Below are 20,198 nucleotides of genomic sequence, written 5' to 3'. Positions count from 1 at the left end.
TCTCCGCCCCATGCTCCGGGACCGCTGTCCTGCTGTGCGGATGTCAGCGGGCCCAGATCCTTCGTTCAAAAAATGGGAGACTTTAGGCATGACCGGTTCCACCGACATCGCCTCCATTGAAGCGCTGGAAGCCATTGTGGGACAGACCCCACCAGCGATGCACCTCAAGGTCATCGATCATCTCGATACCGGCGCGCTTGCCTGGCTCTCACGCTCTCCCCTGGCCTTCCTGGGTTTCGGAAGCGCGGAAGGCCTGAGGGTGACGCTGGCTGGAGGCGTCGCCGGGTTCGCGGGCGGAGACGCACGCACATTGCGCATCCCTTCGGCCATGCTCGACAATCCCGCGCTGGCCGTGATCGGCGCGCACGTCGGCGCCCTGTGCCTGCTGCCCGGTGTCGGCGAGACGCTGCGCATCAATGGCCGGGTATCGGGGCTGAAGGACGGCGCGGTGCAGATCGAGGTCTGCGAATGCTACGGCCATTGCGCAAAGGCCATGATCCGCTCCCGGTTCTGGGACGCGGCCAGTGTGGAGACGCCTCGCGAAGCGGCACTGTTCACCGATGCGGTCCGTTTCGTCGCCCTCGCATCGATGAGCGCGCGGGGCTTGGCCGACCTCAGCCCCAAAGGCGATCCGGCGGGGGGCATGGTCCAACTGGAGCACGACACCCTGTGGTTCGCCGATCGCCCCGGGAACCGCCGGATGGACAGCTTGCGCAACATCATCGAACAGCCGCGAGTTGCGCTGGCGTTGCTGGTGCCTGGCTCTACCAGCGCCACAAGGGTTCACGGAAGGGCACGTATCACCACTGATCCCGCCATTCGCGAACGCTTTGCGGTGCAGGGCAAAGTCCCGTCGCTGGCGATCGGCGTCGAGATCGCTGGTCTTGAACTGCGCGAAAGTGCCGCCCTGAAGCGAGCGGCACTCTGGCCGGTGATACCCGAGAATGGCATCGAGCCGACCAAGCTCTTCATCGCGCATATCAAGCTCAACAGGAACCGAGGCTGGGCCGCCGCGCTGGCGCGTGCCAGCATTGCCGTCCCGGGGATGAGCACGTTGATGCAGAAGGGCCTGGAGAAGGACTACAAGGACAATCTGTACTGACGATGGGCTTCTCACATGCGAGACCCGACATTCACTCGCGCCGGTAAGTCTCGGCGATCACCGTAAGAGAGGCCCCCCTTCAGCCTTGGCAATTTTGCGCGCACAGCAGCCTTTCCCAAAACGCCCGATACTGGCCGTCTGGCGTCGGATGTTCGGTTCCAGGCGAGGTCTGTCTGCTTTCCCAAGCTGTAGCAGCAGATCAACCGGCTGCGACAATTGAAAGCCCGATCAAGTGTCCGGCCTGCAGTCGTACCACAATCCGGCAGAGAGGTTTCATTGCCACAATGTGTCTAATCTGGGACATTATGCATCTTTTAGATCTTGTTGATAGTTGCGAGTGACTCGCGATAGCAACATGTGTATCGCCCCCTCGAATCATGGAGCGACCCATTGAAAATCAGTCTATTCAATTCCGTCAGTGCTGTCGGCGTTGCGGCATTCGTTATTGCTGCAACGCCAGCCTTCGCCGAAACGAGTGCGGTTTCCGCTGTGGATGCGGCCGCAGCTGACGCGGCGCAGGAGCGCAATAGTGACGGCGACATCGTCGTACTCGGCAAGAGCTACGGTCTCGATATCGGCAAGACCGTCACGCCGCTAAAGGACATCCCGAACACCGTTACGCTGGTCGATCGCGAACAGATCGAGGCGCAGAACCTGTTCACACTGGAAGACGCACTGACCGCGACCCCCGGCATCACCGTTACCGGTGTGGGCAGCGAAGGTGCATCGTTCATGTCGCGCGGCTTCGCGATCAGCAACTACCTGGTCGATGGCACGCCCACATTCGCCTACGGCGGCTCGGCCGTCATCCCCGACCTGTTCTTCTTCGAACGGCTCGAAGTGCTGCGCGGCCCGGCGGGCCTGTTCAGCGGTTCCGGCAACCCGGCCGGCAGCATCAACATGGTGCGCAAGCGGCCGCTCGACGAGTTCAAGGCACAGGCCTCGGCCGGCTATGGCAGCTACCAGAACTTCCGCGGCGAAGTGGATATCTCCACGCCTATCACCAAGGGTGTGGCGATCCGCGCTGGCGCGATGATCCACGATCAGGACCAGTTCTACGACATCGCCCATCGCAACCGCCTGGACATCTACGGCACCGCCAAGTTCGACATCGGTAGCCGCACCACTTTCACCGTGGGTGTCACCTACGATCGCTTCAAGCCCGCGATTCAGACCGGCCTGCCCGGCATCATCGGCGGCGCGGACGGTAGCGATGGCCAGCTTCTGGACGTACCGCGTTCCACGTACCTCGGCGCCGATTGGAACCGTTTCCGTTCGAAAACGCTCTCGGTTTTCGCTGATCTGACGCACCAGATCAGCGACCGCTGGACGCTGCGCGCCAGCGGGCTTTACACCGATCTCGAACGCTTCGACGTCTACAGCTACATCGGTAGCCAGCCGGTCACCGCGACCAACGGCGTGACGAACCACATCGCCTATCGCGGCGATACCTTCGAAAAAACGCATTCATTCGACTTCAACGCGGTTGGCAGCTTCCCGGCATTCGGCCGCGACCAGACGCTGATCCTGGGTATGGACTATCAGGACAGCCGTTCGACCGGCTACTTCACGCGCCTCTCGAACTACGCGAAGATCGACGTCTACAATCCGATCTCGCCGATGGAGCCGCTGCTCGATCCTTATGGCCCACTGCCCTATGTCGCGGTTCAGGGCACCAATGCGGTCTGCCCGAACACCACCACGACGATCACCCCTGCGCCGACCAACTGCGTCAAGCAGGTCTATGGCGGCAGCACCTCCGCCGTCACCCAGTATGGCATGTACGGCCAGATGCGCCTGAGCCCTGCCGAGGGCTTCACGCTGGTGGGGGGTGGCCGTCTGACCTGGTGGGATACCGATACGCAGACACTGCTGCCCACCCTGGGCCTGAAGGGCGGCTATTCGATCAACAACCGCTTCACTCCCTATGCCGGCCTGGTATGGGACGTGACTTCGGACTGGAACGTCTATGCGTCCTATGCCGACAGCTTCACCCCGCAAGCCACCCCGGCCGGCCGCACGCTGGTCGGCGGAGGAGAGGTAAAGCCGCTATTGGGTTCGCAGTACGAAGGCGGCACCAAGTTGTCGCTGATGAACGACCGGCTGCTGCTGTCCGCCGCCGTCTATCAGATCGAACAGACCAACCGCCTCTTCAACGATCCTGACAACCAGGACATTGTGCTGCAAATCGGTAAGGTCCGCGCGCGTGGTTTCGAAGCGGAAGCGGCTGGCGAGATCCTGCCCGGCTGGCGCATCAACGGTGGTTACAGCTACACCAAGACCAAATACCTCGAAGATGCCACCGCCGAGTTCAACGGGCTGCCGCTGGTGCCGATCATCCCGCGCCACTCGGTGAAGGTGTTCACCAACTACAAGGCGCAGGGCGGTGTGCTGGAAGGCTTCAGCGCAGGCGGCGGCCTGACCTGGTTCAGTTCCACCTTCGGCGGCAACCCGCCGATCCGCAACACCGCCACCGGCGTCGTCAGCCGCTCGACCATCGTGCGCCAGGGCGCCTACGCTGTGGTCGACCTGCGCGCCGGGTACGAGTTCAGCGAGAATGTCTCGTTCTCGGTGAACGTCAACAACCTGCTTGATCGCAACTACTACGCGCGTATCGCCGCCACCGGTCGCGGCAACTTCTACGGCAGCCCGCGCACCGTGTTCGCGACGCTGCGGTTCACCTACCAGTGACCGTGAAGGCAGCCAGTTCAGGCCCGGCCGGTTCGCGGACGGATGCCTGGAAGCGGCGCGGCGACATGACCTTGCGCATCATCGCCGCGGTGCCGCTGGGCTACGCGGTGGCCAGCCTCTGGGCCATGGCGCTGGCGCGGCTGCTGCCAGGTGACAGGGCGGAAGCGACGGTGGCGGCAACGCTTGTCGCCTTTGCCCTGTGCGCGGGCAATGCGATGTGGGCCTTCGCCGCACGCAGCGGCTGGCGCGCATTCTGGACGCTCGTGGTGGCCGGTGCCGTCGCGGGCGGCCTGACCTGGCTGTCGATCATGGGTTCGGAACGGTTATGAGCAAGAGTTTCCGCCAGTCGCAATCATTCCTCCACACCTGGTCGGGCCTGCTGCTCGGCTGGGTGCTGTTCGTCATCTTCATGGCCGGCACCATCGCGTTCTGGCGGGAGGGGCTGAACCGCTGGATGCGCCCGGAACTGGACCGCATCGAGCAACCCTATGCCGTAATGGGCGGCGCCCAGCGCTTCCTGCAAAGCAAGGCCCCGGACGCCAAGAGCTGGTACATTACGATGCCCAGCGCCACGTCCGCCGGCACGCAAGTCTACTGGCAACCCCAGCCCGAGCCCGGCAAGGAGCGCGGTGGCCGGCGCGGCGGGCGTCGCTCGCGTGAGAACCAGGCGCTGATCGGCGCCGATGGCCTGCCGACCATCGCGCGCGAGACGCGCGGCGGCGACTTCTTCTATCGCTTCCACTTCGATCTGCACTACATGCCGGTGATCTGGGCGCGCTGGCTGGTCGGCGTGGCGGCGATGGCGATGCTGGTCGCGATCCTGAGCGGCATCGTGACGCACAAGAAGATCTTCAAGGATTTCTTCACCCTTCGCCGCGGCAAGGGCCAGCGGTCGTGGCTGGACGGGCATAACGCCACCGCCGTGCTGGCGCTACCGTTCCACCTGATGATTACCTATACCGGGCTGGTCACGCTGATGGCGATGCTGATGCCCTGGACGGTGGTGGCCAACTATGCCGACACCGACAAGCTCTACGACCGCCTGTTCCCGCGCCTGGAGGAGCAGGCCCGCAGCGGCACCCCGGCGCCGCTGGCCGACCTTGGCCACGTGGTCCGCGATGCCGAGCGGCGCCTTGGCGGCCCGGCTGGCTATATCAATGTGTCCGAACCGGGCGACGCCGCCGCGACGATCACCGTCACCCGCGCGCCCTCGACGATGCTGTCCTCGCGCGCACCCTCGCTCACCTATCGCGGCACCGATGGCGCCTTCCGATGGCAATCGCCGGCGCCCGGCAGCGCCAGCGTGACGGCCGGCGCGATGGTCGGTCTGCACGCCGGTCGCTTTGCCGACTACGGGATGCGCTGGCTCTATTTCCTTTGCGGCATCGGCGGCACCCTGATGGTGGCGAGCGGGCTGGTGCTGTGGATCGTCAAGCGGCGTGAGAAGCTGCCCGATCCGGCGAAGCCGCATTTCGGCTTCCGGCTGGTCAACTGGCTGAACATTGCCGTCGTCGGCGGCTTCCCGCTGGGCGTCGCGGCGATGCTCTGGGCCAACCGCGTGTTGCCAACCGGGATGCAGGAGCGTGCGCAATGGGAAATCCACACGCTGTTCATCGCCTGGGGGCTGGCGCTCGGCATCGCCAGCATGCTGCGTTCGGCGCGCGCCTGGACGGTGCTACTGGGCGCCACCGGCGTGCTGCTGGCGACGATCCCAGTCTACAACGTGCTGGCCACGCCGCGCGGCCTGCCCGCCACGCTGCTTCAGGGCGATTACCTGCTGGCCGGAATCGACCTTGCGCTGCTGGTGTTCGGCGCGGGCTTCCTCGCCACCGCCCTGCGCGTGGCAACCTATCGTCCCCCTGCGAAGCGCCCGCGCAAGCGCGCGCCGGCGGCGGCCGCGCCGACCTCCGGCCTGCCTGCGATGGAGCCTGCGGAATGATCGTCCTGTGCCTCATCGTCGCCATCGGCACATTCGCGCTGTTCGGCCTTTCCACCGACCAGCACCACCAGCAGCGCCTTGGCGCAAAACTGACCGCGCCGCGCAGGAAGACGCTACGCAGTGGCGCCTGGGCTGGTGTAGCCCTCTGCTTCCTCCTCGCCTTCGTGGCCGAGGGCGCGATTTACGGCGCGATCTTCTGGCTCGGTGCGCTCAGCTTCGGGGCGGCGGTGGTATTCCTGTTTCTCAACCTGGCGCCAACGAGCGCCGACACGTCACGGAGAGTGAAATGACATTGAGGTATCTAACCCCGCTGGCGCTGATTCTCGCAGCGCCCGCCGTGCAGGCGCACGAAGTGTGGATCGAGCGCGAGGGCAACGGCCCTGCGCGCATCTATCTGGGCGAGCCCGGCGAAAAGCTGCCCGATGGCGGCGATCCGGAGTTCCATCACCTCAAATCTCCCAAGCTGCTACCCGCCAGTAACGCGGCGATGACCCGCAAGGCCGGCTACCTCGAAGTCGCCGCGCCCGCTGGTGACGTGCGCGCACACGACGATACCGTGTTCGCCCCCTGGGGCCCGGACGACAAGAAGGAAGGCGTCGCCTACTTCGCCCGCGCCGGCCGCAGCGATGCAAAGGCCACCTTGCCCTTCGAAATCGCGCCGGTCAGCGCAGGCGGCGACCGCTTCGTGGTAGTGCGCGACGGCAAGCCGGTGGCCGACACCGAAGTGACCGTGGTCTCGCCCGACAAGTGGACCAAAGCGGTGAAGACCGACGCGCAGGGCACCCTCACCGTGCCGCTGCGCGACAAGGGCCGATACATTCTGATCGCTAATCATAAGGACGAGGCGGGTGGTGAGACCAGCCTCGGCAAGGTCGCGGTATTACATAGCATAACGACCACGACGTTTGTCGCAGACTGACGTCCGATTGTTTCCGTTTCGACGTGCAACGATACCCATGCGGCATTATCGGCCGCATGGGGATATCAGATACGAGAATACCGCCTACTCCGCGTCCCCGGCACCCTAACGACTGTGCTGCATCGTCACACAGCGCAGCGCTGACGATGGGGCTTAGGCTGCACACTAGCGCTCTAGGCAGTACCGCTTCCGCATAACAGCACCTTGATGGCGCTGCCATCCACAGCCTCGGCGAGTAGGCGCTCCAGCCATTCTTAGCTGAAAGTGGCGTTCAAATCTGCTGGGACGAACGGAGGCTCGTAGAGCTCCTGGGAGGAGCGACGGCACACGACATGCTGACCGTCCGCCCCGTGTCCTCAAAACTGATCTTCCAGCCGACGATCGCTTCTGCCCGGCATGATCGCGCGCGATGCACACGCGACTTGGCGAGGACACCTCCTTCCAATCCGGTAGAGTCAGGAAGTGGCGCGGTGTCGTGCGGCGCGCCTGTAGGGCTTGCCAGACGGTCCGTTTCCACTCCCTGCTCATCGAACCGGACATGCAGATCTCCCGCATCCGGCTCTCGGACAAGACATCACGCCTTCACCCACGGCGGGCTGCGGCCAAGTCGGCCAGACGCACAAGGCCGAAGCGCTCGTACAGCTCGGGGGTGTGATAGGCTCCCGCTCGCTTTCGTCTGGTCTTGTGCTTGGCGCGTAGCCACCGGCGCAACCGCACCGCTGTGTAGCTGTCGATGGCGCGGTATGCCTTGCTCGTGGTCCCTACCGAGAAGTAATTGGCCCATCCGCGCAGCACCCGGTTCATCTTAGCCACCAGATATGTGGTATTCTGCCATGTACGCGCTCGGTCTGTCAGTTCGTGGATCGTTGCGACCACGCGCTGGATGCTTTTCTTCGACGGCCGGTAGCCTATGCGGGCTCTGCCGGTAATCGGGGAGTACATCCGACCGAACGTGTATCCCAAAAAGTCGAACGTCTCGTCCGGCACCGTGCAGATATGCACCCAGCCCAGCGGCGTAATCCCAAACATGGTGCGTGTCCTTCGAGTAAGTGGGAACCGATCGCGGCGTTCAGGATGCGAAGCTGGTGGACTGCGACAGGGCGCGCCACTGCGCGATCTCCGCCTCCATGCCGGCCAGCTTGCCGGTGACGAGATCCAGCGCGTCCTGCCCCATGAACAGGCGCGTCGGCGGTGTGGGCGCTTCAACTAGCGCCAGCAGGGCCTGCGCCGCACGGGCCGGATCGCCCGGCTGGTTCCCGCTCTTGGCCTGCCGCGCCGCCCGGATGGGATCCATGACCGCGTCATAATCGGCGATGCTGCGAGGCGTGCGGTCCATCGACCGCCCTGCCCAGTCGGTTCGGAACTGGCCGGGCGCAAGGGCGGTCACACAGATGCCGAAAGGCGCCACTTCCTTGCCCAGCGCTTCGGAAATCCCCTCCAGCGCGAACTTACTGCCGCAATAGAAGCCGATCCCGGGCATGGTGATGAACCCGCCCATTGAGGTGACGTTGATGATGTGGCCGCGCCGCCGTTCACGCATGCCGGGCAACAACGCCTTCATCATCGCCACGGGCCCGAAAACATTGGCGGCGAACTGGCGCTGCAGGTCGTCCATCGACGATTCCTCCAGCACCCCCTCATGGCCATAGCCCGCATTGTTGACGAGCACGTCGATCGGCCCGGCCCGCTGCTCCGCCTCAGACACCGCACCGGCGATCGCGTCCAGGTGGGTCACGTCCAGCAGCAGCGGATGGGCCCGCCCGGGCGCAAGCGCCGCGAAGATCTCGGCATCATCGGGATTGCGCCCGGTGCCGACGACGACGTGGCCGGCGCCCAGCGCGCCCTCGGCGAAGGCGCGCCCCAGGCCCGAACTGACGCCGGTGATCAGGAAAGTCTTGGGAATGGATGCCGACATGGCCTACTCCGCGATTTGAACATCAACTATATCATGATATATATAGCGATATGACGTCCATCAAGCCCCCCTCCACCGGTTCGCGTGGCGAGCCGCTGCGCAATCGGGTCATCGACGCGGCCGAACGCCTGCTGCGCGATGGCAAGGCGGAATTCTCGATGCGCGATCTGGCGACGGAAGCGGGTGTCAGCTTCGCCACGCCGTTCAACCAGTTCGGCAGCAAGGCCGCGATCATGCACGCCCTGTCCGCGCGGCGGATCGCCACCGCGACCCGGCGGTTCGCGGACAAGCCCCGCCTCGACGATGCCGGCCAGCGCGTGCTGCTGGCAGTCGCCACGGTGGTGGAACTGATGCTGGAAGAGCCGCGCGTGAACCGGGCGGTGATGGGATGGCTGGGCACGCCCGGGCCGACTCATGGCGAAGTGCTGACACGGTCCACCGCGTTATGGACCCTGGCGCTCGGTGCGGGCGAAGGCCTGGTCGAAAGCCAGCGGGATCAGGCGCTGGCGGCGCTGGCCCGGCTTCTGGCGTTCGGCTTTCGTGGCGTGCTGTCCTTCTGGACCGCCGGCGAACTGCCCGACGATGCCCTCGCCGCCGATGCCCGCGACGTAGCAGGCGCCCTGCTCGGGCTCCCAGATTAAAGGTTGTGATAGCGCCATTTCTTGTCGGCGAAGAGCGACCCATCCCGGCCGCTCAAACGCCGATTTCTACTCTTGGGGTGCAGAATGTCCGCTTCTCGATCTCACATGTGTAAGACTGCTGAAACGAGACCTGCAGGTTCTAAGGCAAATGGCCCGCCAAACTGCCTTTGCTAATTCTCACCTTTGCGATCGCATAAGACGATGGCGCCAATCCAGCAGCGGTCTGGACTTTCGGATACGTAAACGTCCTTTGCTCAAAGACCGTGCGAGGATCCCGATCTTACGATGGCAGGTTCATGCTCCGCACCTGCTTCCTGTTCGACCATCGCCAGCACTTTTGGTCGCGCACCCCGCTGTCGTGCGTCGATTTGCCTGAGTTGCGCGCTCATCCGACGCCCATCGACTTGCATCAGGACATATCCTGTATGGCGTACGTCGCTGAACCGGATGTGCGGATTGTTGGCCAGAACATCGCCGAAACGTCCCGTAGGCGGCGATTGCGCGGCCAGGGCGGACGTCACGATTTCGGTGCCCACCGTCGGGCTTGAAAACGGACCGTGCCTCAGATCATTCACCCAGAAACTGTGAATGTCGCCGCTGAGCACGACGGCTTTGTTCACCGATGGCTGGCCCAACCGCTCGGTCAGTCGATCCCGGGCGGCGGGATAACCATCCCACTGGTCGCTCCATACCGTCTCGCCCGTCCCGTCGAGCGCCAGAGGAGCGAAAAACACCCCTTGAGCCAACAGCGTCCAGGGGCGGCGTTCACGTTCGAGACGCTGGCCAAGCCATGCTTCCTGCGCCGCGCCGAGCATGGATCGGTCGGCGCCGTGCCGCTCGTGGCAGTGATCGAGCTTCACGTTGCGCGCCACATGCGGAGCGGCGCAGGCCGGAGCACTGCGGTACTGGCGGGTGTCCAGCATCGAGAGCGAGGCAAGCTCCCCCCAGTCCACGCCCCGGAACAGCCGCGGTGTCGGCCGCGAGCGCCACAGGCTGGGCCGGATCGGCATGTGCTCGAAATAGGCTTGATAGGCTGCTGCCCGGCGCGGAGCGAATACCTCCGGCGGCAATCCTTCGCGATTGGCGAGCGCGGCGTAGTCGTTCAGGACTTCGTGATCGTCCCAGGTGACCAGCCACCGGAATAGCCGGTGCGCCTCCCGCAAGTCGGGATCGCTGCGATAGAGCGCATATCGCGCCCGATATCCATCGAGATCGGTTGGATCCTGCGCCCCGAAGCTGCGGAATTTGGGCTGGTCGGCATAGGACTGTTCGTAGATATAGTCGCCGATTTGCACGATCAGATCCGGTGCTGCGGCGATCATGTCGCGGTAGGCTCCGAACCAGCCCAGTTCCCAGTGCTGGCACGATGTCATCGCCAGCCTCAGTCGATCCGCGTTTATCGGCACGGTCTTCGTGCGCCCGACCGGGCTCGTCGATCCCAGGGCGTGAAAGCGATACCAATACGTGTGCCCGGGACGTAGCCCACCCAGTTCGACGTGAATGCTGTGCGCGGCTTCCGGGTGCGCGATCTCGGCACCCGTACGCACAATGCGGCGAAAATTTTCGTCCTCGGCAACTTCGAAACGCACCGCGACCGCGCGAGGCGGCAGATACGCGCCTCCGGCAGCGATCAGCCGGGTCCACAGAACGAAGCCGTCCTGCGCCGGATCGCCGCTGGCAACGCCCAGCGCGAAAGGATCGGCGCTGGCGGCGAAGGTATCGAAGCGGGGGACCGCCTGCGCACCGAGCGCAGCCATTGCGGCCAGCACCGACCGGCGGTGCCATGGAAAATCTTGCATGGCGGGTCCGCTATCGGCTCTTTTCGACAGTGATGTGACAGCATATGTCCCGGAACTGTCATCGCCTGCTTCTAACGGCTTCATCCAGGTTGCGAAAAAGGACGGAAAAGCCTTGACCTGGCTGCGGGACGTAGATCGCTGGTTCATCGACGAGGTGCTGCCGCACCGCGCGGCATTCCGCCGTCAGGCGGCGCGTCTTGTCGCGCAGGCCGATGCCGAGGATCTGGTGCAGGAAGCCTATGCCCGGGCCATCGATGCCGCCAACCAGCGCGAGATCGCCAACGCGCGCGGCTTCGTGCTGACCATCATCCGCAACCTTGCACACGAACGCCACCGCCGCGCCACCGTGGTGCGCTTCGAGCATCTGGCGGACATGGAGGCGATGGACTTCGCCGATGGCGCACCGGACCAGTTCGCCGTCGTCTCCGGCCAGATCGAGCTGTCGCGGCTGATGGAACTGATGGAAACGCTGCCGCCGCAAGCCCGCACCGTGGTCCAGCTCAGGCGTTTCGAAGGAATTTTGCCGCGCGATATAGCGGTGCGGATGGGCTTGTCCGTCTCTACTGTAGAGAAGCATCTTGCAAAGGGACTGGCCATTCTGGCCAGTGCGTTGCAGGAAGCGCCCCCGCAGGCAGAAGGACCGACGATTTCACGCCTATGGCAACGCCGCCGAAACCAAGCAAACTGATGGAAGAAGCGGCCGCGTGGCTGGCCGCACTGGACGCCGGATCGGCCACGCGCGAGGACTTCGAAGCCTGGCGCGCCGCCGATTCCCGGCGCGCAGTCGCATTCGCACAAGTCGTCGATGCCTTCGAACAGATCGAGCCGCTGCGCGCCGTTCACGAATCCCTGCCCCGGCCCTCACGGCTCAACCGCCGCAACCTGCTGCGCGGCGGTGTGCTGGCGGGCGGGATCGCGCTGGCCGGCGGCGTCGCTATGCAGGCCGCCGCCCGCGAGCATGCCGAAACGGGCGTGGGCGAGACGCGCGCAGTGGTCCTGGAAGACGGCACGCGGGTATCGCTCAACACCGACACCCGGATCAGCTGGCGCATCAAGGGAACCACCCGATCGCTCTGGTTGGAGCGCGGCGAGATCGCGCTTGACGTGCGCGCCATTGCGGGTCCGCCCTTGCGCCTTTCCGCGAATGGCACGCGCTTCGACCTGAAGCCCGGCACCTTCAACGCGCGGCGCGAACCGGAAACGGTGGCGCTGTTGGTGCTCAAGGGCTCCGCCGATGCTGAAAGCAAGCCCGTCCACGAAGGCGCGCTGGCGCAAGTCATCGGACGCGACGTCGCCATGGCTCCGGCCGAGGCAGTGGCAATCGATCGGGCCAGAAGCTGGCAGAGCGGCCAGCTGGTATTCGAAGGCGAGAGCCTCGATTTCGTGGTGGCCGAGTTCAACCGCTACCTCGACGACAAGCTGGTGGTTGCCGACCCACGCCTCTCGCGCATCCGCCTTGGCGGGCGCTTCACCAACACCGACCCGGCTGAATTGCTGCAAGCACTCAGCGCCTCCTTCGGCATTCACGCACGCCGCAGCGAAAGCGGCGCGATCATGCTTTCGGCAAGCTGAACAATTTTTTGCACTGCGATAGAGGTGGGCGCGGCTTCGCCCATCTCCCCTTCCGAGACACGGTTTTTCCGGAGGGCAAGAATGCCAGTTCACTCTATCGCACTACCCATGATCCTCGCCATCTCGCCCGCCAACGCGGCGCAGGATCGCACCGTCAGCTTCGACATTCCCGCCCAGAACATGGCGACCTCGCTCAACGAGTTCGGTCGTCAGGCAGGCGTGCAGATGGTGTTCCCCTACGACACCGTGGCAGGCCAGCAATCAGCGCCGCTCAAGGGCCGGTTCACCCGCGCCGAGGCGATCCGCCGCCTGATCGCCGGGCGCGGCATGAAGATCGCCTTCGAAGGTTCGAGCATGATCTCGCTCGCCGCGCAGCCGCGTTCGCTCAGGCGCGAAGTCGCCGCGACCGACGCAGCTGCGGGCGGCGACATCGTCGTCACCGCGCAGAAGCGCGAAGAGGATCTCTCCAAGGTTCCCGCCGCCCTGACCGTCGTTTCCGGAGACGAGGTCGAGAAGCGCAAGATCACCGACTTCACCAGTCTGGTCGACGAAGTTCCGGGCCTTTCGATCAACTACAGCACGGGCGGCGAAAGCTATGGCCTGCTCTCCATCCGCGGCATCGGCGGCGCAGACGACTATAAACCCAACGGCAGCCCTTCGGTCGCGCTGCACGTTGACGGCGTCTACCAGAGCTCCAACGCCTATCTCGGCATGCCGCTGTTCGACCTCGAGCGTATCGAAGTGCTGCGCGGGCCGCAGGGCACGCTTTACGGTCGCAACACCACCGCAGGTGTCATCAACGCGATCACGCGCGGCGGCAGCGACAACTTCGAAGGCTACGTCGATGCCCGCTACGGCAGCTACGACAGCTTCCGCGCCGAAGCGGCCTTCGGCGGCCCGCTGAGCGACAACGTACGCATGCGCGTGGCCGTGATGACCGATCAGGGCGGCGGCTTCATGCACGGTATGGGCGGGGGCGATCTGGCCGGCGCACAGCTCAGCGTCGGCGGCGTTGTACAATCGCAGGTTCCCGCAATAACCGATCCGGGCGAGCGCAAGGGCTTCGGCGACAAGGATCTGTTCGCCGCACGCGGCACGCTGGACATCGATCTGGGGCCCGACACCTCCCTGACGCTGAAGGCCTTCGCCAGCCGCGACCGGGGCGACACCCGCCAGTACGACCGCATCAGCGCCACCGAGGACAGCAGCGTCCTCAATGCGGGCGAGGACAGCGATCCCTACACGTTCTATTCGGCCAAGTACTTTCGCCAGAAGATCGACATTCAGGGCGGCTCGGCCCAGCTTTCGTACCTGATGAACGACAACCTGCGGCTCGACGTGGTGGTCGGCGCACAGGCCAGCCAGCGTCAGGTCGGCGGTAACGGCGACGGCACGCCCTATCCCCAGTACGAATACCTGTTCGACGAAAAGCTCAGCCAGGCCTCGTTCGAAGCGCGTATCCGCAACGAACAGCAGGGCCGCTTCAACTGGGTGATCGGCACGTTCATCATGAGCGACACGATCGACTACCAGAGCCAGTGGACCAGTTGGGCCGCGCGCACGATCTATCACAACATCCACAGCCAGCGCCGCCGTTCCGGCGCGATCTTCGGTCAGGCCGATTTCGAGGTGGTTCCCGACGTGCGCGTCACCGGCGGTCTTCGCTACACGAGCGACCAGATCGATTCCACGGGCCGCAACGTCGACGACAATCCCTGGGGCATCACCTATTACAACACGCTGTTCGCCTCCACGAACAACTTCAGCTGGGACAAGCAGTTCAAGGACAGCGACGTTTCGGGCCGCGCCTCGGTGCAGTGGTTCATCAATGATGACCTCAACGTCTTCGCCTCGGTGGCGCGCGGCTATCGTTCGGGCGGCTTCGACGGCACCTCGATCATGACCCTCGCAGAAACCGAGCCGTTCCAGTCGGAAACGGTGTGGGCTTACGAAGCAGGCGTGCGCTACTACAACGGGCCGATCCGCTTGTCGCTCGACGCCTTCGCCAACGATTTCGACAACCTGCAGGCTACCACGCGTCTCGCGAACGACACCAACGGGCGCACCAACGTCGGCAAGGCGAAGACGCGCGGCATCGAGGGCGCGCTCAACCTGACGGTGTTCCGCTCGGGCGGCCACCAGCTGGATTTCGATGCTTCAGGAACGTACCTCTATTCGAAGATCACCGAGTTCAATTCGGCCCGCATCGCCGACGTTCTGGCAACCGTGGGTGACCCGCTGCCGGGCGCGCCCAAGTGGACCGGCCGCGTCGGCCTCGTCCACGACTACAGCTTCGGCGGGGGCTGGAAGCTGGAGAGCCGGGTCAACGTGTTCCACCACGGCAAGGAATCGAACCGCCTGAACGCGCTGCCGAACAACACCTCGGCCGCCTATACGCTGCTCAACGCGCGTATCGAACTGCAGTCTCCACACGGTTGGTCAGTCTATGCGATGGGCCGCAACATCACCGACGAAGTCTACTTCCCGGAATTGAACGGCGCCGCACGTCTGGTCGGCGCACCTGCGACTTACTCGGTGGGCTTCCGCGTAGCCTTCTGATCATTCCAAATTAACGGCCTGGGCCTATGGACGGCGGCGAAGGGGCGAGTAGCAACCCTTTCCGCCGTCGACCCTTAAGAGACGCTTAAACGCCGATCTACCGGCCCCACGTCCGGTCGGTCTGCTTTTCCATGCCCAGACTCCCAGATTAGCCGCCATTGCCCGTGCGGCGCTGACCCGCGCCGATTGCTCTATGCAAATCGGACTAGATGCTTTCCGCAAGGTTCCTGCTCCAGCGAGATAGGCTTGCCAAGAAAACGCTGCGCCAGTTCGATGGCAGTAATTAGGTGGCCGCTCGGCTTGACCGTGGTGAAAGCCCCGCCGCCCGCCAGAGCGAAGGGCAGCACCAGCTGGTCGGCAAGGTACGGGCCCGCGAAAGCATGCGACGCGACGTAGCCTTTCAGGCGGCCCGCCGCCGTCTTGGCAAGCCGCTCTGCCGGCACGCCCAGCTGGCCGAAGCCGCTGGCAATCTCGGTCACATGCGCCTTGCGTGCCTCGATCATGAGGATGACGCCGGGGCCCTGATCGGCCGGTAGCTCGCGAACAGCGAAGGCCTCCTCGGGCCACTCGGGCAGTTCCCTGCGCAACCGCGCGATCATGCGCTCGGCGATCTCGAACGGCAGGCCGGTGAACAGCACTTGCGCCGATCCTCCGTCGAAACCGCCGCTGTCGAGGCATTCCAGCGGGGCGAGCGGGGCCGGGGCGATGTCCACCTCGATCCGCCCGCCGCCGCGGGGGTAAAAGCCATGGCGGACGAGGCGCGCCTCCACCTTCGGGCCCATGCGGTTGATGACCGGCAGGAACGTGCGCTCGATGAAGTCGAACGGCGGGGCCAGCATGTTGTGGGTGCCGCCTTCCAGCACCAGGCGCGAAGGGCGGTCGGCCAGCGCCAGCGGCATCAGCACCGTCTGCAGGACAAGCCCGGTGCTGCCCGCCGTGCCCACGGCGAAGCGGTACTCTCCGGGTTGCACGGCGCCGGGGCGGAACTCCAGCGTGGCCGAGCCCACGGCAGCGCCGCCGACTTCGGCCCCGCCGATCCGCGCCGCCGCCTCCACGGCGGTGACGTGCTGGCGCATGAGCCCGGGCTTCGAGCGCCCGCCGCGCACATTGGTGATGCGAAAGGGCCTGCCGGTGACGAGCGAGAGCGCGCACGAATTGCGCACCACCTGCCCGCCGCCTTCACCTTCCGAACCGTCGATATCTATCATCTCGTCCTCTTGTCGTACGTTATTGCCGGGTCGGTCCTTGGCATCCACCAGAACCACCACGGATCAGCTTTCCTGTCGTCGGACGGCCTCATGCCCAAGTCGCCGCCGCCGATCTCGACCGACGCGAAAGCCGCGCCGAGTTTGCTGAACGCCGGTCCGCCCGCCGCCATCGTCAGGCGATCGCCTTCCACCTCGAGGCGAAGCTCCGTCGCATCGGGCCGGTACTCGACGCGTAGGCGCGGATGATGGCGGTCGATCGGACCGAGGAACCCCGGCACTTCATGCACGGCCTGCGTGACCCGCGCCAGTTCCAAGGTGCGATGGCACGGAGCGCCGCCGACCATGCGGTCGATCAGGTTGCGCATGGAGCGGCACCCCGCCGGATCACCGGTGAAATGCCATCCCCGATAAGCCTGCCGAGGCTGGCGGTAGCGCCAGACGAACAGTTGGCCCTGCTGCCTCCACTCGCTCACGAAATCGCGCATCTCGCCCTCCGTGGCGATGGCCTGCGCAAAGGGTGTCACCCCTTCACGCAGACCACCTGCTTCAAGGTGTGGACGATCTCGACGAGGTCGGCCTGGGCCGCCATCACCGCCTCGATCGGCTTGTAGGCGCGGGGCGTCTCGTCGATGACGCCTTCGTCCTTGCGGCATTCGACGCCCGCCGTATCGGCCACATGCTCCTCCAGCGAGACGAGTTTCTTCGCCTGCGTGCGGCTCATCACCCGGCCCGCCCCGTGCGAGCAGCTGTCAAAGCTCTCCGGGTTGCCGAGCCCGCGCACGATGAACGATTTCGCACCCATCGAGCCCGGGATGATGCCCATCACCCCCTTCGCTGCACGCACCGCGCCCTTGCGGGTAACGAGCACGTTCTCGCCGAAGTGGTTCTCCCGGCGAACGTAGTTGTGATGGCAGTTCACCGCCTCCAGCTCCGCCTCGAAGGGCTTGGCGATCTGGCCGCGCAGCGCCGCGATCACGTTGCCCATCATCATCCGCCGGTTGAGCGCGGCGAAGTCCTGAGCCCAGCCTACCGCCTCCACGTAATCGTCGAAGTGGTCGGTCCCTTCCGGGAAGTAGGCGAGATCCTCGTCGGGCAGGTTGATGTGCCATTTGCGCATGTCCTGCTTCGCCAGTTCGATGAAGAACGAGCCGATGGCGTTGCCCACCCCGCGCGATCCGGAATGGAGCATCACCCACACCCGCGCCTCTTCGTCGAGGCACAGCTCGATGAAGTGGTTGCCGGTGCCCAGTGTGCCCAGATGCGTGAGGTTGTTGGTGTTCTTGAGGCGGGGGTGCCGCTCGCACAGCCGCTCGAAGCGTACGGCCAGCGTGGCCCAGGCCTCGACCACGCCCGGCGGCGGCGCGCCCCATGACCCATGATCGCGCTTGCCGCGTCCCACCGAGCGTCCGTGCGGCACTGCCTGCTCGATGGCGGAGCGGATCGCTTCCAGGCTGTCGGGGAGGTCATGCGCCATGAGCGAGGTGCGCGCGGCCATCATGCCGCAGCCGATGTCCACGCCGACGGCGGCCGGGATCACCGCGCCCTTCGTCGGGATCACCGAGCCCACGGTCGCGCCGATGCCGACATGGACGTCGGGCATCGCTGCCACATGGCGGAACACGAAGGGCATCTTCGCCGCGCGGGCGAGCTGGTCGTGCGCCTTGTCGTCCACGGGCACGCCGCGGGTCCACATCTTCACCGGCACGCCGCCCTCGACCTGCCGCAATTCAAAACTGGTGTCGGTCATGGCCGTACTCCTGAAATCCTCTTGCGGCGAAATGGAGGCGGCCGGCCCATTCCGGCCGCCCCGCTTTCGCCTGCTGTGCCGGGATGTTCGACTGACCCGGCGAAGATGGAATTGCAGGGAGCGTGCCAAACCGATGGCGACCGGTGAAAATTTCGCGGCAGCGGCGGAAAACCGGGAATCTCCGGTCGCAACCATTCGGGATGCCGAGATCGAGAGGTCCACGATTTGTATATCACGGTATAAGCGATTATCATATGCGATCATGAAACCGCTCACCGTCATCGGCTTTCTCGGCTCCACCCTCGACGCTGCCAAGTTCGGCCCCTCGCGCTGGATGAAATGGCGTCCCACGGTGGCGCTGACGATGCACGAGGATCTGCGGGTCGACCGCTTCGTGCTGATCCACGGCACCGCGCATCGCCGCCTCGCCGAATACGTGACCCAGGACATCGCCGACGTTTCCCCGGAAACCACGGTTGAGCGCCATGTCATAGACTTCGCCGACGCCTGGGATTTCGAGGAAGTCTACGGCAAGCTTCTCGACTTCACGCGCACGCTGCCGCTCGACCCGGACACGGAGGACGTCCTGGTCCACATCACCACCGGCACCCACGTCGCGCAGATCTGCCTGTTCCTGCTCACCGAAGCGCATTACCTGCCCGGCCGCCTGCTTCAGACGCAGCCGAGCCGCCGTTCCGACGCCACCGCGCCCGGCAGCTGGAGCGTCATCGATCTCGACCTGTCGCGCTACGATTCCATCGCCACCCGCTTCGCGGCCGACCGGCGCGAGGGCACCTCGTTCCTGAAGTCCGGGATAGAGACGCGCAATCCCGCCTTCAACGCCATGATCGACGAGATCGAGCAGGTTGCATCGCGCACGCGCGCGCCGATCCTGCTGATGGGCCCGACCGGCGCGGGCAAGAGCCAGCTTGCCCGCCGGATCCACGATCTCAAGAAGATGAAGCGGCAGGTTGCGGGGCCATTCGTCGAGGTCAACTGCGCCACCCTGCGCGGCGACGGCGCGATGTCGGCGCTGTTCGGGCATCGCAAGGGCGCTTTCACCGGGGCCGCTGCCGACCGCCCGGGACTGCTGCGCAGCGCCGATGGCGGCATGCTGTTCCTCGACGAGATCGGCGAACTCGGGCTCGACGAGCAGGCGATGATCCTGCGCGCAATCGAGGACCGCCGCTTCCTGCCGATGGGCGCGGACGTGGAAGTGGCCAGCGACTTCCAGCTGATCGCCGGTACCAACCGCGATCTTGGCCGCTGCATCGCCGAAGGCACCTTCCGCGAAGACCTCTACGCCCGCCTCAACTTGTGGACCTTCGCGCTTCCCGGCCTCGCTGCGCGGCGCGAGGACATCGCCCCCAACCTCGACTACGAACTCGACCGCCATGCCGAGCGCGAGGGGATGCGCGTCTCGTTCAACAAGGAGGCGCGCGCCCGCTTCCTCGACTTCGCCACGTCGCCGCGCGCGAGCTGGAACGGCAATTTCCGCGATCTCGCCGCCAGCGTCACCCGCATGGCGACCTTCACGCCCAAAGGCCGCATCAACGTGGCGACGGTGGACGGCGAGGTCGTCCGGCTCGAGCGCCTCTGGTCAGGCGGGAGCAATCGCGGCGACGGCCTCGAAACGGTCCTGAGCGCCGCGCAACTAGCCGAGATCGACCCCTTCGACCGCGTCCAGCTCGCCTACGTCGCACGGGTCTGCCGCGAAAGCCCCTCCCTCTCCGAAGCCGGCCGCCGCCTCTTCGCCGCCTCCCGCGAACGCCGCGCCAGCACCAACGACGCCGACCGCCTGCGCAAGTACCTCACCCGCTTCGGGCTGGAGTTCGCAACGCTCTGGTGACGACCCTTTCCGGCCGTTCAGCTGCAAAATTTCCGTTCCCGGTTGCGGACGTTCAGCTTTTCCAACCCAAACACCTTTCGTTGGCCGAATTTATCTCGAGACCCATCGAAGGACGAGAAGATAGGATTGCATATTGGTTCTCTTGGCACGGTGTCACGCCGCCGACGATTTTTGTCAGCGGCATGACAACGTGCAGCGGGGATTAGAGCCTGATCAGAAAATAAGTTGAGTGGTATCAGCAGGTTAGCTTGACGCTT

The 20,198-nt window shown here is 65.1% G+C and carries 18 protein-coding genes; 11 read left to right on the top strand and 7 right to left on the bottom strand.

Going from position 1 to position 20,198, the window contains the following annotated elements; genetic code table 11:
- Positions 1-88 precede the first annotated feature (88 nt).
- The 6 genes from QRN25_RS25475 to QRN25_RS25450 all read left to right on the top strand — a co-directional run bounded on the left by QRN25_RS25475 (position 89) and on the right by QRN25_RS25450 (position 6,651).
- On the top strand, positions 89-1,102 hold the full coding sequence (locus QRN25_RS25475) for a pyridoxamine 5'-phosphate oxidase family protein (protein WP_285022260.1): 1,014 nt from the start codon (positions 89-91) through the stop codon (positions 1,100-1,102).
- A gap of 390 nt (positions 1,103-1,492) precedes the next feature.
- Positions 1,493-3,793, top strand: coding sequence for a TonB-dependent siderophore receptor (locus QRN25_RS25470; protein WP_285022258.1), 2,301 nt, complete (start codon positions 1,493-1,495; stop codon positions 3,791-3,793).
- On the top strand, positions 3,790-4,122 hold the full coding sequence (locus QRN25_RS25465; protein WP_285022257.1) for a hypothetical protein: 333 nt from the start codon (positions 3,790-3,792) through the stop codon (positions 4,120-4,122). Before QRN25_RS25470 ends, QRN25_RS25465 begins: the two co-directional genes overlap by 4 nt.
- Positions 4,119-5,732: a PepSY-associated TM helix domain-containing protein gene (locus QRN25_RS25460; RefSeq protein WP_285022255.1), complete on the top strand. Its 1,614-nt coding sequence runs from the start codon at positions 4,119-4,121 to the stop codon at positions 5,730-5,732. Before QRN25_RS25465 ends, QRN25_RS25460 begins: the two co-directional genes overlap by 4 nt.
- The gene (locus tag QRN25_RS25455) at positions 5,729-6,022 is read left to right on the top strand and encodes a DUF3325 domain-containing protein (protein WP_285022254.1); all 294 of its coding nucleotides are present in this window, start codon (positions 5,729-5,731) and stop codon (positions 6,020-6,022) included. Before QRN25_RS25460 ends, QRN25_RS25455 begins: the two co-directional genes overlap by 4 nt.
- On the top strand, positions 6,019-6,651 hold the full coding sequence (locus QRN25_RS25450) for a DUF4198 domain-containing protein (protein WP_285022253.1): 633 nt from the start codon (positions 6,019-6,021) through the stop codon (positions 6,649-6,651). Before QRN25_RS25455 ends, QRN25_RS25450 begins: the two co-directional genes overlap by 4 nt.
- 582 nt (positions 6,652-7,233) lie before the next feature.
- Here the strand turns inward: QRN25_RS25450 and QRN25_RS25445 are convergent.
- A complete protein-coding gene (locus QRN25_RS25445) occupies positions 7,234-7,680 on the bottom strand; it encodes a group II intron maturase-specific domain-containing protein (protein WP_285022252.1) in 447 nt (148 codons plus the stop codon).
- A gap of 40 nt (positions 7,681-7,720) precedes the next feature.
- Positions 7,721-8,566, bottom strand: a complete 846-nt coding sequence (locus tag QRN25_RS25440) for an oxidoreductase (protein ID WP_285022251.1) — start codon at positions 8,564-8,566, stop codon at positions 7,721-7,723.
- A gap of 50 nt (positions 8,567-8,616) precedes the next feature.
- Between QRN25_RS25440 and QRN25_RS25435 the strand changes: the two genes are divergently transcribed.
- Positions 8,617-9,207 (top strand): TetR/AcrR family transcriptional regulator, encoded by a 591-nt coding sequence (locus QRN25_RS25435; protein ID WP_285022249.1) that lies wholly within the window; start codon positions 8,617-8,619, stop codon positions 9,205-9,207.
- 254 nt (positions 9,208-9,461) lie between these two features.
- Here QRN25_RS25435 and QRN25_RS25430 read toward each other — a convergent pair whose 3' ends face one another.
- Entirely contained in the window at positions 9,462-11,006 is a 1,545-nt protein-coding gene (locus QRN25_RS25430; protein ID WP_285022248.1) for an alkaline phosphatase D family protein, read from the bottom strand.
- On the opposite strand from QRN25_RS25430, the gene QRN25_RS25425 reads away from it, so the two are divergent.
- The 3 genes from QRN25_RS25425 (at position 11,005) to QRN25_RS25415 (ending at position 15,137) form a co-directional block, all read left to right on the top strand.
- Positions 11,005-11,694: an RNA polymerase sigma factor gene (locus QRN25_RS25425; RefSeq protein WP_285022247.1), complete on the top strand. Its 690-nt coding sequence runs from the start codon at positions 11,005-11,007 to the stop codon at positions 11,692-11,694. The genes QRN25_RS25430 and QRN25_RS25425 overlap by 2 nt on opposite strands.
- Positions 11,694-12,578: a FecR family protein gene (locus QRN25_RS25420; protein WP_285022246.1), complete on the top strand. Its 885-nt coding sequence runs from the start codon at positions 11,694-11,696 to the stop codon at positions 12,576-12,578. Before QRN25_RS25425 ends, QRN25_RS25420 begins: the two co-directional genes overlap by 1 nt.
- Positions 12,579-12,659: 81 nt before the next feature.
- The gene (locus tag QRN25_RS25415; RefSeq protein ID WP_285022245.1) at positions 12,660-15,137 is read left to right on the top strand and encodes a TonB-dependent receptor; all 2,478 of its coding nucleotides are present in this window, start codon (positions 12,660-12,662) and stop codon (positions 15,135-15,137) included.
- A 191-nt stretch (positions 15,138-15,328) separates the two neighbouring features.
- Here the strand turns inward: QRN25_RS25415 and rtcA are convergent, their stop codons facing one another.
- Genes rtcA through QRN25_RS25400 form a run of 3 tightly spaced genes read right to left on the bottom strand, consistent with a single transcriptional unit; the run spans position 15,329 to position 18,092 of the window.
- Positions 15,329-16,345: an RNA 3'-terminal phosphate cyclase gene (gene rtcA / locus QRN25_RS25410; RefSeq protein WP_285022243.1), complete on the bottom strand. Its 1,017-nt coding sequence runs from the start codon at positions 16,343-16,345 to the stop codon at positions 15,329-15,331.
- Positions 16,342-16,830: a hypothetical protein gene (locus tag QRN25_RS25405; RefSeq protein WP_285022241.1), complete on the bottom strand. Its 489-nt coding sequence runs from the start codon at positions 16,828-16,830 to the stop codon at positions 16,342-16,344. The genes rtcA and QRN25_RS25405 overlap by 4 nt, the downstream gene beginning before the upstream one ends.
- 35 nt (positions 16,831-16,865) lie before the next feature.
- Positions 16,866-18,092, bottom strand: coding sequence for an RtcB family protein (locus QRN25_RS25400; protein ID WP_285022239.1), 1,227 nt, complete (start codon positions 18,090-18,092; stop codon positions 16,866-16,868).
- A gap of 262 nt (positions 18,093-18,354) precedes the next feature.
- On the opposite strand from QRN25_RS25400, the gene rtcR reads away from it, so the two are divergent.
- Positions 18,355-19,941, top strand: coding sequence for an RNA repair transcriptional activator RtcR (gene rtcR, locus QRN25_RS25395; RefSeq protein WP_285022237.1), 1,587 nt, complete (start codon positions 18,355-18,357; stop codon positions 19,939-19,941).
- 17 nt (positions 19,942-19,958) lie between these two features.
- On the opposite strand, the gene QRN25_RS25390 is transcribed toward rtcR, so the two are convergent.
- A partial coding sequence (locus QRN25_RS25390; RefSeq protein ID WP_285022236.1) for a hypothetical protein occupies positions 19,959-20,198 on the bottom strand: 240 nt, incomplete at its 5' end.

It is taken from the genome of Novosphingobium sp. fls2-241-R2A-195 (assembly GCF_030209485.1).
In the GTDB taxonomy this organism is placed as follows: domain Bacteria; phylum Pseudomonadota; class Alphaproteobacteria; order Sphingomonadales; family Sphingomonadaceae; genus Novosphingobium; species Novosphingobium resinovorum.
This window is presented reverse-complemented; position numbering and strand designations above follow the sequence as displayed.

What these genes read in the sequence shown, in the direction of transcription:
- QRN25_RS25475 (WP_285022260.1), top strand. Translation starts at nt 89, where the DNA reads ATGACCGGTTCCACCGACATCGCCTCCATTGAAGCGCTGGAAGCCATT.
- QRN25_RS25460 (WP_285022255.1), top strand. Translation starts at nt 4,119, where the DNA reads ATGAGCAAGAGTTTCCGCCAGTCGCAATCATTCCTCCACACCTGGTCG.
- QRN25_RS25455 (WP_285022254.1), top strand. Translation starts at nt 5,729, where the DNA reads ATGATCGTCCTGTGCCTCATCGTCGCCATCGGCACATTCGCGCTGTTC.
- QRN25_RS25450 (WP_285022253.1), top strand. Translation starts at nt 6,019, where the DNA reads ATGACATTGAGGTATCTAACCCCGCTGGCGCTGATTCTCGCAGCGCCC.
- QRN25_RS25445 (WP_285022252.1), bottom strand. Translation starts at nt 7,680, where the DNA reads ATGTTTGGGATTACGCCGCTGGGCTGGGTGCATATCTGCACGGTGCCG.
- QRN25_RS25440 (WP_285022251.1), bottom strand. Translation starts at nt 8,566, where the DNA reads ATGTCGGCATCCATTCCCAAGACTTTCCTGATCACCGGCGTCAGTTCG.
- QRN25_RS25435 (WP_285022249.1), top strand. Translation starts at nt 8,617, where the DNA reads ATGACGTCCATCAAGCCCCCCTCCACCGGTTCGCGTGGCGAGCCGCTG.
- QRN25_RS25425 (WP_285022247.1), top strand. Translation starts at nt 11,005, where the DNA reads ATGGCGGGTCCGCTATCGGCTCTTTTCGACAGTGATGTGACAGCATAT.
- QRN25_RS25430 (WP_285022248.1), bottom strand. Translation starts at nt 11,006, where the DNA reads ATGCAAGATTTTCCATGGCACCGCCGGTCGGTGCTGGCCGCAATGGCT.
- QRN25_RS25420 (WP_285022246.1), top strand. Translation starts at nt 11,694, where the DNA reads ATGGAAGAAGCGGCCGCGTGGCTGGCCGCACTGGACGCCGGATCGGCC.
- QRN25_RS25415 (WP_285022245.1), top strand. Translation starts at nt 12,660, where the DNA reads ATGCCAGTTCACTCTATCGCACTACCCATGATCCTCGCCATCTCGCCC.
- rtcA (WP_285022243.1), bottom strand. Translation starts at nt 16,345, where the DNA reads ATGATAGATATCGACGGTTCGGAAGGTGAAGGCGGCGGGCAGGTGGTG.
- QRN25_RS25405 (WP_285022241.1), bottom strand. Translation starts at nt 16,830, where the DNA reads ATGCGCGATTTCGTGAGCGAGTGGAGGCAGCAGGGCCAACTGTTCGTC.
- QRN25_RS25400 (WP_285022239.1), bottom strand. Translation starts at nt 18,092, where the DNA reads ATGACCGACACCAGTTTTGAATTGCGGCAGGTCGAGGGCGGCGTGCCG.
- rtcR (WP_285022237.1), top strand. Translation starts at nt 18,355, where the DNA reads ATGAAACCGCTCACCGTCATCGGCTTTCTCGGCTCCACCCTCGACGCT.